Source organism: Pseudorhodoplanes sinuspersici (assembly GCF_002119765.1).
In the GTDB taxonomy this organism is placed as follows: domain Bacteria; phylum Pseudomonadota; class Alphaproteobacteria; order Rhizobiales; family Xanthobacteraceae; genus Pseudorhodoplanes; species Pseudorhodoplanes sinuspersici.
This window is the reverse complement of the sequence record NZ_CP021112.1, coordinates 1,336,208-1,348,273: the sequence shown is the minus strand read 5'-3', so window position 1 is coordinate 1,348,273 and position 12,066 is coordinate 1,336,208. Positions and strand designations below refer to the sequence as shown.

The 12,066-nt window shown below is 60.4% G+C and carries 14 protein-coding genes and 1 other RNA gene; 5 read left to right on the top strand and 10 right to left on the bottom strand.

The window, feature by feature from the left end; all coding sequences use genetic code 11:
• Nucleotides 1-21: 21 nt before the first annotated feature.
• The 7 genes from CAK95_RS06665 to CAK95_RS06635 all read right to left on the bottom strand — a co-directional run bounded on the left by CAK95_RS06665 (nt 22) and on the right by CAK95_RS06635 (nt 5,705).
• Nucleotides 22-1,290: a CpaE/TadZ family protein gene (locus CAK95_RS06665; protein WP_086087205.1), complete on the bottom strand. Its 1,269-nt coding sequence runs from the start codon at nt 1,288-1,290 to the stop codon at nt 22-24.
• On the bottom strand, nt 1,290-2,036 hold the full coding sequence (locus CAK95_RS06660) for a CpaD family pilus assembly protein (RefSeq protein WP_086087204.1): 747 nt from the start codon (nt 2,034-2,036) through the stop codon (nt 1,290-1,292). The genes CAK95_RS06665 and CAK95_RS06660 overlap by 1 nt, the downstream gene beginning before the upstream one ends.
• A 22-nt stretch (nt 2,037-2,058) precedes the next feature.
• Complete coding sequence (locus CAK95_RS06655; protein ID WP_086087203.1) at nt 2,059-3,534, bottom strand: type II and III secretion system protein family protein; 1,476 nt, start codon at nt 3,532-3,534, stop codon at nt 2,059-2,061.
• 23 nt (nt 3,535-3,557) lie between these two features.
• Nucleotides 3,558-4,352: a Flp pilus assembly protein CpaB gene (gene cpaB, locus CAK95_RS06650; RefSeq protein ID WP_086087202.1), complete on the bottom strand. Its 795-nt coding sequence runs from the start codon at nt 4,350-4,352 to the stop codon at nt 3,558-3,560.
• A gap of 130 nt (nt 4,353-4,482) precedes the next feature.
• Entirely contained in the window at nt 4,483-4,989 is a 507-nt protein-coding gene (locus CAK95_RS06645) for an A24 family peptidase (protein ID WP_086091246.1), read from the bottom strand.
• Nucleotides 4,990-5,152: 163 nt separating this feature from the next.
• A complete protein-coding gene (locus CAK95_RS06640) occupies nt 5,153-5,314 on the bottom strand; it encodes a Flp family type IVb pilin (protein WP_086087201.1) in 162 nt (53 codons plus the stop codon).
• Between the two features lie 232 nt (nt 5,315-5,546).
• Nucleotides 5,547-5,705: a Flp family type IVb pilin gene (locus tag CAK95_RS06635; RefSeq protein WP_086087200.1), complete on the bottom strand. Its 159-nt coding sequence runs from the start codon at nt 5,703-5,705 to the stop codon at nt 5,547-5,549.
• A 313-nt stretch (nt 5,706-6,018) separates the two neighbouring features.
• On the opposite strand from CAK95_RS06635, the gene CAK95_RS06630 reads away from it, so the two are divergent.
• The 3 genes from CAK95_RS06630 (at nt 6,019) to CAK95_RS06620 (ending at nt 7,801) form a co-directional block, all read left to right on the top strand.
• On the top strand, nt 6,019-6,513 hold the full coding sequence (locus CAK95_RS06630; protein ID WP_086087199.1) for a pilus assembly protein N-terminal domain-containing protein: 495 nt from the start codon (nt 6,019-6,021) through the stop codon (nt 6,511-6,513).
• A 143-nt stretch (nt 6,514-6,656) separates the two neighbouring features.
• Nucleotides 6,657-7,232, top strand: coding sequence for a TadE/TadG family type IV pilus assembly protein (locus CAK95_RS06625; protein WP_086091245.1), 576 nt, complete (start codon nt 6,657-6,659; stop codon nt 7,230-7,232).
• Between the two features lie 11 nt (nt 7,233-7,243).
• A complete protein-coding gene (locus tag CAK95_RS06620) occupies nt 7,244-7,801 on the top strand; it encodes a TadE/TadG family type IV pilus assembly protein (RefSeq protein ID WP_157699558.1) in 558 nt (185 codons plus the stop codon).
• Between the two features lie 17 nt (nt 7,802-7,818).
• Here the strand turns inward: CAK95_RS06620 and CAK95_RS06615 are convergent, their stop codons facing one another.
• The 3 genes from CAK95_RS06615 to CAK95_RS06605 all read right to left on the bottom strand — a co-directional run bounded on the left by CAK95_RS06615 (nt 7,819) and on the right by CAK95_RS06605 (nt 9,947).
• A complete protein-coding gene (locus tag CAK95_RS06615; protein WP_086087197.1) occupies nt 7,819-8,280 on the bottom strand; it encodes an Lrp/AsnC family transcriptional regulator in 462 nt (153 codons plus the stop codon).
• A gap of 117 nt (nt 8,281-8,397) precedes the next feature.
• Nucleotides 8,398-9,354, bottom strand: coding sequence for an NAD(+) diphosphatase (gene nudC, locus CAK95_RS06610; RefSeq protein ID WP_086087196.1), 957 nt, complete (start codon nt 9,352-9,354; stop codon nt 8,398-8,400).
• A gap of 173 nt (nt 9,355-9,527) precedes the next feature.
• Nucleotides 9,528-9,947: an HIT domain-containing protein gene (locus CAK95_RS06605; protein ID WP_086087195.1), complete on the bottom strand. Its 420-nt coding sequence runs from the start codon at nt 9,945-9,947 to the stop codon at nt 9,528-9,530.
• A gap of 93 nt (nt 9,948-10,040) precedes the next feature.
• Between CAK95_RS06605 and ffs the strand changes: the two genes are divergently transcribed.
• Nucleotides 10,041-10,137: signal recognition particle sRNA small type (ffs, locus tag CAK95_RS06600), an RNA gene on the top strand.
• A 76-nt stretch (nt 10,138-10,213) separates the two neighbouring features.
• Nucleotides 10,214-12,064, top strand: coding sequence for a DNA polymerase III subunit gamma/tau (locus CAK95_RS06595; RefSeq protein WP_086087194.1), 1,851 nt, complete (start codon nt 10,214-10,216; stop codon nt 12,062-12,064).
• Nucleotides 12,065-12,066 lie beyond the last annotated feature (2 nt).

Sequence of the window (12,066 nt, the reverse complement as noted above, 5' to 3'; positions counted from 1 at the left end):
CTCCGTACAACGCCAGACCGACTACTTGCGCAGCATCTCCAGGATCGGCCCGAACAATCCGGCTTTGGATTTCTTTGCCTCGGAGCGTCCGGTCATCACTTGCGCGAGCTGACGGAACGTCTCCGCGACTTTGTGGCCGTTCGAAACTTCAGCGATCATCTGGCCGTTATTCGCGGCCGTTCCGAACAGTTGCGGCTCGAAAGGAATAATGGCGGCCGGGTGATCGTCCAGCGCCTTGGCGAAGTCCGACGGCTTGATTTCAGGACGCTTCGGCACGCCGACCTGGTTCAAAACATAGAACGGCCGGTGATCGTTCACCCGCGCGGTCTTGAGATAATCGACAAGGTTCTTGGCGTTGCGCAGGCTGGCGAGATCCGGCGTGGCGACGATCAGGATATCATCGGCGGCGAGGAGCGTGCGCTGGGTCCAGCCGGTCCATTGATGCGGAACGTCGAGAACGATGCATGGCACCGTGGCGCGGAGCGAATCGAAGATCGCGTCGAATGCATCGGCGCCAAAATCATAGACGCGTTCGAGCGTCGCCGGCGCAGCCAGCAGACTGAGATTGTCGGAGCATTTCGCCAGCAGCCGGTCGACGAAGTTGGTGTCGACGCGTTCGGGCGAAAAGACGGCATCGGCGATGCCTTGCGGCGGGTCCTGATTGTAATCCAGTCCGGCCGTGCCGAAAGCGAGGTCGAGATCGGTGACGACCGAATCCAGCGACAGATCGCGCGCGATCGACCAGGCGACGTTATGCGCGATGGTCGATGCGCCAACGCCGCCTTTCGCGCCGATGACCGCCAGAATGCGGCCGACCGGCTTCGCATCGGGCGCGGAGTAAAGGCTGCACACGGAGCGTACGATATCCAGCGTGTTGACGGGCGCGATCAGGTAATCGCTGATGCCGCGGCGAACCAGTTCCCGATACAGCGTCACGTCGTTGTGTCTGCCGATGACGATGACTCGCGTGCCGGGGTCGCAAACTTCCGCCAGTGAATCGAGACCGGCAAGGATGATGTCGGGCCGCTGCTCGAATTCCAGAATGATGACGTTGGGCGTTGGCGCCGAGCGATAGGCCTCGGTGGCCGCTGTCATGCCGCCCATCTGAATCTTCAGATGCGCCTTGGCCATGCGGCGATCCTCGCCGGCCGATTGCACGGCCGCCGCGGTTTCCACCGATTCGCAGAAGGCCTGAATGGAAATGCGTGGCGCCGGCGCGATGTGCTCATCGCGGGCCGGCGCTTCAGCCGCTGGCAAATTCTGCGCTGCGTTTTGAAGGGCGTTTGTCATCAATTGCCGACGTCGCTGATAGTGGCCCTGTCCCGGTTCGGATAAATCGTCTCGGGGCTTTCACCCCGGCGGTATTTCTCCAGCACCATCGTCCGGCGCGACGTCCAGGCTGGGGTTTCGCCGCGCGGCTGGACCAGATCGGCAGGGTTATCGACCATGGCCGCCAGGTTGCGTTGATTGGCGCAGCCGAGATTCCAGTAGGGTTTGTTCGAGGCGTAAAAGGGCTCCGGTGCCGGGCCAAGATCGGTGGGCCACAGGCCGCAGGGGCCGGCATCGGCCTTGATCGTCGAATAGTTCAGCCGGACCGTTGGCAATTGCGCCGGACTTTCCGGTTGATACGAACGCATCGCAACGGTCTGCGGCGGCATGCCCGACGCCATCAGAATGGAATTGATCTCACGGCCGGCCTGCGACGCCGCAAACTGGTTCGGCGTACCTTTTGGCACTTCAATGACGATGCCGCCCGTCGAATCGCGTTTCCAGTTTTGTGCGAATGCCAGCACGTCGGCGCGTTGTGCCGGATTCAGCGAGCCACGGCTCTGACCGATGAACAGTTCGACCGTGCGCGTGCCTTCCCGCAAACCGATCTGATGGCGCTTGCGATAGTCGTTGGGGACTTCAAGCGTTTCCTTGACCCTGTAGGCGTTGCAGCCGACGAGGGTGGATGTGGCCAGCACCACACTGAGGATGCGGATTGCCGTTCTGACGTCGCGTCTGCGGCCGATCGCGAAACTTTGGACTGACATCGATCGTCTCCTCATCCGACGCTTAGTCGAGAATGAAACCGTATTGATTGCGATAGGCCTTGCCCGGCTCGACTTTCCCGGCGATGCCGTAAAGCCTGTTCAGGCGGCCGAGAAACACGGCCGACGGATCGGCGGTATCGGCATAACCGTCGTCCGGCCGCGACAAATCCTTCTGCGCGACAGGCCGGACAACATAAGGCGTGACGAGAATCATCAGCTCGGTCTGCCGGTTGTTGTAATCGCGGCTTTTGAACAGCGTGCCGAGGATCGGAAGCTGCATCAGGGCCGGAAAGCCGTTGATCTGCTGCTTCGTCTGCTCCTGGATCAGACCGGCCAGCGCCAGCGAGCCGCCGGAGGGAATTTCCACCGTGGTGTCGGCGCGGCGCACGCGCAGCGCGGGGATGGTGAAGCCGGCGGTCACGATGGCCCCTTCGGTGGACAGCTCGGACACTTCGGTCGTGACTTTCAGGCTGATGCGTCCTTCCGACAGAACGACCGGCAGGAAAGCGAGGCTGACGCCGAATTTCTTGAACTCGACCGTGTTCTGACAGGCATTGGATCCCGGCGGATTGCAGCTCACACCGGAAATGATCGGAAATTCGCCGCCGACCAGGAAGTTTGCAGCTTCGCCGGAAATCGCGGTGAGGTTCGGTTCGGCGAGGGTGCGGACAATACCGGCGCGTTCCATCGCCCGCAGCGTCGCATTGATGGAGCGGAAGGTACCCGTAACGTTGTTTCCGCCGGCGATATTGGGGAACGGGCCAGAAGACGTCACCAGCGGACCGCCATTGATCGGGAACGGATTGTTGTTGTTGAAATTCACCACGGCCGAGCCGATGTTGAACGAGCCGTTCAGATCGACGCCAAGCTGCTTGATCACATCGCGCTGCATTTCAGCGACAGTGACGCGCAGATTGATCTGGTCGCGACCCTTGACGACAATGGCATTCACCACTTTGTCACCCGCAGCGGTGATGCCCGCTGTACCCTGACCGAGCAGACGTGCGGCGATTTCGTAAGCGGTCTGCGCGTCAGCCTGATTGTTTGCAAAGCCCGAGAGCACGATGCCTTCCGCCCCCAGGGCTTCGACGCGGATATCGCTGTTCGGCAGCACCTGGCGGATGGCTTGGCGGATGCCGTTGAGGTCGCGTTTCACCGCAATATCGAAACCGGCGATCTGGCGGCCTGCGGCATCGAAGAAAAAGATACTGGTCTGGCCGACCTTGACGCCGATCATATAAGCGCGCCGGGCCGAGCGAACCACGGCATTGGCGATTGCCGGATCGGACACGAGAACGTCCTTGGCATCGCGCGGCAGATCGATGACGACGGCCTTGCCGATACCCAGAGAGACCGGGCGCGAACTGGCTTCGCTGCCGACGACCGAGATGACCGGGGTGTCCGGTTCCGCGGCCATTGCAGGCGCGCTCGCGATCATCGGCAACGCGGCGAGAAGCATCGCGACCAGCGGCCGGCGCACCGAGCGATCATGCGTCATCAAGCAGTTCCTTCCGGTCGTCGTCATTTTGGCGTGGCCTTTGTCGTCACGCCAAAGCGGACCATGTTGATTCCGTTGCCGCGATTTGCATTTCTGTCGATGTCGTCGCCGGAACCGGGAGCGGTGTCGACGATGCTGCGAAGCGCCAGGGACAAGTTGCCGAGCTGTTTGCCGAGCACGAGCGTTTCGGCTTGGCCGGGAGTCAGCTCAAGTGTCACGGTCTTGCCGATCATCGTCTTCTGGCCCTGCGGATCGCTGACGCTTTGGTCGATGGCCAGCACACGGACATTCGACAAAATGGTCTCGCTGACGAACGTGTCTCCAGCGCCCTGCTTTTCCGCGGCATGATCGCGGCGGGTCAGGATCACATCCACGCTGTCACCCGGAACGACGAAGCCGCCGGCGCTGGTTTCGGCGGAAATCTCGGTCGAGACGGCGCGCATTCCACTAGGCAGCACAGCGGCGAGATAACCCGATGCGCCGGCCTTGATCAGGCGCGCTTCCTGGATGGGTTCACCTGCCGCAAACGATCCGCGGGCGATGGAGCCGGACAGTTGCTCGATCGCGTCCGGCCGGTTCGATTTGCGAATGAAACTCGGTCCGGCCGACGCAGCCGGCCATGTCTGCCAGCGCAATTCGCCCGGTTTCACCGCCGTGCCGCGGCCGATGTCCGAGCTCGCCACGAGGACGTCCACGGTCTCGAGCTGGACAACCGGCGCCGGTGGCGGTGCTGGCTTGTCGGACCGGCCAGCGAGCAGCGCAGCGAGGCCGCCAGCCGCAACCGCGATTCCCAGCACCACAAGACGTGCGGCTTTCATTACGCTTCACTTCCCGCAAATGACACAGACGGCCGGGCGTTGGCCTCGATGGTAGTTTCACCATCCAAAGGTCAATTCGTGGTTAACAAGCGGTTTGCAAACCAAGTTAATTTTGTATGAAGCGCTAAGCTCACAGGCCCAACGGGCGCATCCATACCGTGCTTGGATAAACCGCCAACGCCGCCGCGGCGAGGGCGATGCCATAAGGCACGCCGGATTTCGCGTTATGCAGACGCAGGACCCATTCCTGTCCGCTGACCGCTTCCGGCAATGGCAGCGTGCGAAAGCGCAGAAGCAGCAGCGTCAGTGCGCCGCCAAACAGCGATGCATATAGCAGATAGTTCATCAGAGGATCGAAACCAAGCCAGAGCGCTGTGGCCGCTGCGAGTTTCGCATCGCCGCCGCCGATCCATCCGCAGGCAAAGAATGTGAAAGTGACCGCAAGCACGAGGGCGCCAGCGCCGACATGCGACAGGATCTGGGCACCGTTCATCCCGATCAACGCCGCCAGGAGTGCGAATCCTGCGATCAGGATCAGCGATACGCGGTTGGAGATCGTCATCGTGAAGAGATCGCTCCAAGCAGCAAAAGCCATGAGCAGCGGAAACAGGCACAGCCGAAGCGTATCTGTCAGCATCATGGTCATGGAGGAACTCACACCTGCTCTTTTCTTGCTTTTACGACGGTAGGTGGTAGCTATTTCAGTTCGGTTAGCGAACTCGACGCGAACGCCGCCATAAACGATAAAGCCGCGCCCGCTGGATAAAATTGCAGCGGAACGCGGCTTCAACCGGGCAATATTACTTCATCTCGTCGCGCACGGTTTCGAAGGCTTTATTCACCTTGTCGCCGAGACCGTTGACGGCCGTGATGATGACAACGGCGATGCCGGCGGCGATCAGGCCATATTCGATGGCGGTTGCACCCGACTCGTCGTTGAAAAATTTCTTGAGCGTCGACATTTTGTAATCTCTCCGTTGAGACAGCATTGAACTTGTTTGTGAACCAGACAGCCGGGGCAACCGGCAGTGACGCGAAGCTAACAGGCGCTTTTGAAAAAACTGTAAGATCGATGCCCCGGCTTTTGCGGCAGTCGTTCAGAACTCGTTAGGGATGCGTGTTCCGACGCCGGAAAATCAAAAGGCTCCGGATCATGCCGGAGCCTTGTTCGCGATAGAGCAGCTGTCGATCTCGTCAGAAGCCTTGCGTAGCTTCGAATGTGGTTGCGAGCTTTCTGCCAATTCCTTGAACCACCGCGATTATCGCGACGGAAATGCCGGCTGCAATCAATCCATATTCGATGGCGGCGGACGCAGTTTCGTCCTTTGCAAACCGGATGACGATGTTTCGCATGTGTGGATTCTGTCCGCGCTTTACGGGGTCGATATCAGGTTGGCGGACCGTAGCAAGGCGCCATTGCAGGGGCCTTAACCCAAAAAGTTTTGCGAAAAAAAGTCTCTCAGTTTGGTGCGGTGGTTAAGAAAAGTTTGAATCAACTTGGGAGAGGGACGGTATTGTCCTCCATCCGGGCGGATCTCCGATTAACGTTCGATCCGGGACGAGAATGACAGGACAGCCCTGGTCGGCGATTCATCTTTTCGCAGTGAAGTGAAGGTAAAAAATCGGTAGTGCAGTCGCGTCGTGTTGCGTTCGGAGTACGGGTTATATGTCTGGCGGGTCCCGCATTGATGCCTGGATGCGTCGTGTGGCGCGGATGGCCGTGGTGGCCGCAGCGCTCTGGATGTCTCCGGCTTACGCCGATGGCGCTGCGGTCGGTTCTTTAAGCCTTGTGCTCGATCAGGCGCGGCTCGTGAAACTGCCGGAGCGGGTCGCGACGATTGTTATTGGCAATCCGCTGATTGCCGATGCCACCTTGCAGCCCGGCGGCCTGATGGTGATGACGGGCAAGGGGTATGGCACGACCAATCTGATCGCCCTCGACCGCAAGGGAGATGTGCTCCTCGAAAAGCGGGTGCGGGTCAGCGGTCCGTCGCTTGACACGGTCGTCGTGTACAAAGGTGTCAATCGCGAAACCTATAGCTGTACGCCAACCTGCGCGCCGCGCATCGTGCCAGGTGATGCCGAAGCATTCTTTGCGCAGACCCTGGCCCAGACGACCACCTTGAACACTCAGGCTTCGGGCATGAGCAATTCGAAATAAGCGGCTGCGACGGCTTGGTTTACAACCCGTAAAGTTCCACCAGCGCTTTGTCATTAAACGGCGCAACGGTTCGACAAGACGGTTTTGATACACCTCCCGTAATGCTGGCCGACGTCATCGGCGCCAGCGTTTCGGGTCACCTCATGTCCAAGACGTTCAAGCAAAAATTATTCGGTGCGGCGCGCTCGAAAGCGCCGCGTCTTCTATGCCGGTTCCTGCGCCGCAAGGATGGTGCGGCCGCCGTCGAATTCGCTTTCGTTATGGTGCCCTTCCTGATGTTGATGTTCGCCATCATGGAGACGGCCCTGATCTTCTTTGCCGGACAGACGCTTGAAACGGCGGCTGCGAATTCCGGACGGTTGATCCTGACGGGCCAGGCGCAATCGCAGAAATTCGATGCGGCAAAGTTCAAGCAAGAAGTCTGCGCCCGCGTATACGCCTTGTTTGATTGCGAGGGCGGGTTGATCGTCGATGTCCGCACTTATAACTCGTTTGCTTCGATCGATAATTCCAAGCCGATCGATGCAGACGGCAAGCTGACATTGAATCCGACCTATGCGCCGGGAGGGCCGGGCGATATCGTCGTGGTGCGTCTCGGCTATCAATGGCCTATTCATCTGTCGCTGCTCGGGTTCAATCTTTCCGATCTGACCGGTGAAAAGCGGTTGCTGTTGGCCACCGCAGCTTTCAGAAACGAGCCGTTTTCCGTGGCCCAATGAGTCGCGTTCCAATGCATTCTCTTGTCTTTTCACTGCAACAATCCGTGCGGCGGCGTTTGTCGCGCTTTGCGCAGGACAAGCGCGGTGTCTCGGCCGTCGAATTCGCGCTGATCCTGCCGTTGATGGTGTTGCTCTATTTTGGCCTGGTCGAAGTGTCTCAGGGTGTCATCGTCGATCGCAAGGTGAAAATGACCGCGCGGACGGTAGCGGACCTTGTTTCACAGGTCTCCACGATCGATAATTCCGGCGTCGATGCAGCGCTTGGCGCATCGACTGCCATCCTTGCACCGTTTTCCGCAGCGAATGCGAAAGTCATCGTGTCGGTCGTCAGCATCGATAACAATGGCAATGCCAAGATCGTCTGGAGCCGGGCGAATAAGGATTCCGGTCATGGCACAGGAGACAGCGTCACGGTGCCTGATGCGCTGAAAACCCCTAACACGTCACTGGTGTGGGGCGAGGCGACATATGATTATTCGCCGGCGATGGGCTACGTCACCGGTCCCCTGACGCTGAGCCAGCAGATATTCATGCGGCCGCGGCTCTCGGAAACCGTAAAAAAGACCTGACGCATATTCCAGCGGATTTAAGGAATCGGCAGGCTGGTCGTCGACTTGATATTCTCCATCGCAAAGCGCGATGTGACATTCTTCAGCGGCGATGCGGCGATCAGTTTTTTGTAAAACAGATCGTAGGCATGCATGTCGGCGACGACGACGCGCAGCATGTAGTCGACATCGCCGGCCATCCGGTAGAATTCCATCACCTCCGGCATCGCGCTCACGGTCGCTGCGAAATTGCTCAGCCAGCTTTCCGAATGATCGTCGGTCTCGACCGAAACAAATACGGTGATGCCGAGGCCGACCTTGGCCTGATCGACGATGGCAACCCGCTTCTGGATGACCCCTTCGGCCTCCAGACGCTGGATGCGCTTCCAGCACGGTGTGGATGACAGGCCGACCCGCTGGCCGATTTCGGCCACCGAGAGGGACGCATCCTCCTGGAGGGTCAGAAGGATCTTGCGATCGATCGCGTCGAGCTGGTGCATTGGAATAATATTCCAAAAATGGAACCAATGTAGGCGTTATAATAGAAAATATTTCTATGTAAAGCCCAATTTATGAGCTTCCGTTGCGGCATTCCGTTGCCGCCGCATACATGCGCCTCATCCTTCAAGAACGCCGTCTCCCTTCTCGACGAACGCCCGGATGATGTGATGGGCGATGGCGACAGGGGGCGGGGTACTCAATCCGTCCGGATGCTGTCGCAGCAGCATTGCCGCGGCTTCGTCACGCGAGAACCAGCGCGCATCTTCCAGCTCGTTCTGATCGACGGTGATGGCTTCGGAGACGGCCTCCGTGTGACAGCCGATCATTAGCGATGATGGAAACGGCCAGGGCTGCGACGCGAAATATTTCACGCGTCCGCAGATGATGCCCGCTTCCTCAAGCGTTTCGCGCCGTGCGGCCTCTTCCATGCTTTCGCCGGGCTCGACGAAGCCAGCCAGACACGACCACATGCCTTGTCCGAATCGCGCCTGCCGCCCGAGCAGACACTGGTCGCCACGGATCGCCAGCATGATGACGACGGGATCGGTGCGGGGGAAATGTTGCCCATGACATTGCGGACAATCGCGCCGCCAGCCACCTTGCACAACATCGGTCTTGTGTCCGCAATTGGAACAGAAGCGATGCCGCGCGTGCCAGTGGAGTAATGCTTTCGCCTCGGCGAGCGGCGCGAGATGGTCCGGTGCAACGAGGCCCTGAACCGCGATCGAACGCAAATCGGTGACGATGAAGCGGTTGTCGTTCTTCATCGCTTCGGTAAGCTCGGGAGCAATGGCAAGTCCGAAACGCGCGGCCTTGTCTTGCAAGCCGAGAAAGATGCGTTCCGGCGCAGTTGTCATCGATGCAATCTCGGCGGGCGCGAACAGGGGATCATGAAGCGCGCCGCCGTTCTTCAACAGCACCATCTCGCCGCCGACGAGATAGAATCCGCAAGCGTCATTCGCTGCGCAGGCATCCAGAAAAGCGGTGTCGGTCCGGTACTCGGCGGCGCGCGAGATGACGCTGTCGATATAGCCGAGTTGCGGCCAAGGGCCGAATGTGAGCGCCTTCTGCATTGTTAAATCAATCCTTTTTGCGCTCATGCCTTCCATACTCGCTCATTCCCGCGAAAGCGGGAATCCAGTCTTGTTGTTTCTGGGTCTCCGCCGGAGCCTGTCATTGGGCCGCGCTTTGCGCGGACCCGTTGGCGGGGACGAGCGGAATAAAATGTCCGAAGCTCATCTTCTTATCACGACACCCAGAGCTTCTTGCGCATGGCAGTCATGAAGCGGCCCAACTCGGCAGTGTCGTGGGTGAGCGGCTCCGCCGCGCCCCAGACGGGTTTCGGCCAGGCTTTGTCGGTTTTGCGGCGGGCGATGATGTGGACATGCAGCTGCGGCACGGCATTGCCGAGCGCGGCGACATTCAGTTTGTCGCATTTGGTGACGTCTTTCAGGGCGCGGCTGACCCGGGCGATTTCCACCGTAAGCTGCGCCTGCTCCACCTCGTCGAGGTCGATGATTTCGACGATCGCCGGCCGGCGCGGAACCAGCAGCAACCAGGGGTAATTGGCGTCCTTGATGATGAGGACGCGAGACAGCGTCATATCGCCAAGAAGGATCGTGTCCCGCTCCAATTGCGGGTGCAGCGACCAGCCGTCTGAATTCATGTGGATATCCAAGGTATTGCGGGGAACGGCAGGTTATCACGACGGCGCCGGATATGCTTGCTTTCGGAGCGCTAAGGCCCGATATAAAGCGCGGGAGGTTGGCGGTGGGCGAGCCACTCGCCAACCGGGTCAGGTCCGGAAGGAAGCAGCCCTAACGAGCTCCGGTTCGGGTCGCTCGTCAGCCTCCCACTTATTTCTTGAACGGTGGCCGGGCCACGCGCCGGCGCCGCGGACCCGGAAGCTCCAGACGGAAAGCCCAACAGGGAATGAGCGACGCCGAAAATCGTTCGCCGGGTCAGACTGCGCCGCAGGCGGCTGCAACTGACACCGCGTCCGGCTATCGCGTGCTGGCCCGCCGCTATCGCCCCTCCACCTTCGCCGACCTGATCGGCCAGGACGCGATGGTCCGGACCGTCTCCAATGCCTTCGAAACAGGCCGCATTCCCCAAGCGTGGATTCTCACCGGCGTGCGCGGGGTCGGCAAAACGACGACGGCGCGCATTCTGGCGCGGGCGCTCAATTATCAATTGCCGGACGGCTCGATCAAAGGGCCGACCATCGACATGCCGGTGATGGGCGAGCATTGCCAGGCGATCATCGAAAGCCGCCACATCGACGTGCTGGAAATGGACGCGGCCTCGCATAACAGCGTCGACGACGTGCGGCAGATCAACGATGCCGTGCGTTACGCGCCGGTTTCTGCGCGCTACAAGGTCTATATCCTCGACGAAGTGCACATGCTCTCTGGCGCAGCGTTCAACGCGCTGCTGAAGACGCTGGAAGAGCCGCCGCCGCATGCGAAATTCGTATTCGCGACGACGGAAATTCGCAAAGTGCCGATCACCGTGCTGTCGCGCTGCCAGCGCTTCGATCTGCGGCGTGTCGATGGCGATTTGCTGGTGCGGCATCTGTCGAACATCGCGGACAAGGAAAACGTCAAAGTTGAGACCGAGGCGCTGGCGCTGATTGCGCGCGCGGCCGAAGGTTCGGTGCGCGATTCGCTGTCGCTGTTCGATCAGGCGATCGCCCATGCCGCAGGCGAAGTGCGCGCCGACGATATCCGGCAGATGCTCGGTCTTGCAGACCGCGCGCGCGTGGTCGATCTGTTCGAGATGCTGCTGCGTGGCGATATCGCTGCGGCGCTGAAGGAATTGCGCGACCAATACGATTCCGGCGCCGATCCGGCGGTGGTGTTGTCCGATCTGGCCGAATTCACGCATTTCGTCACGCGTGTGAAGCTGGTGCCGTCCGTCGCCGACGATCTGTCGCTCAGCGAGTCGGAACGCACGCGCGGCAAAACATTTGCAGCGCAGCTCTCGATGCGCATTCTCGCGCGCACGTGGCAGATGCTGCTGAAGGGCATGTCGGAAGTGCAGCAGGCCGGCCGGCCGATCGCGGCAGCGGAAATGCTGCTCGTTCGTATTGCCTATGCCGCCGATCTGCCGACGCCGGACGATGTGATCCGCTCGCTCGGTCATGGTTCGGCGGCGGAGAGTGCGCCGGTCTCGGCGCCACGCACCAATGGCGGCGGTGCATCGGCATCGTTCACCAATACGGGGTCATCGGGCGCAGGCTTCGCGCCCCGCGTTGAAGCGCCGCGCGGTGCGCCGCGCGGGTCCGGTGCGCCGGCCTTGAGCATTGTTCCGCGCTCCATCGAACAGGCGCCTGCACCGCAGGGTCTGGTGATCAACAATTTCGAAGAGCTGGTGAAGCTCGCGACCGACAAGCGCGATCTGCAGATCAAGACGGCGCTGGAGCGGGACGTGCGGCTAGTGCGCTGCGAGGATGGGCAGCTCGAAATCGCGCTGGAGCAGGGCGCCCAGCATTCGCTGGTCAACGATCTGGCGGCGAAGTTCAAGGCATGGACGGGCCGGCAATGGGTCGTGGTGCTGTCGCGCGAGGTCGGCGAACCGACGCTGAAATCGCAGGCCGAAGCGCGCGAGGCCGATCTGAAGCGCGGTGTGCGCAGCGATCCGTTGGTGCAGGCTGTGCTGGAACGCTTTCCGGGAGCCGAGATTGTCGCAGTGCGGCCGCGCGAGGTTGATCCGGTGCCGACGAATGGCGATATGCCATTTGAGGATAGTGACGCCGACAACGATCTGGATGATGAAAGGTAAGC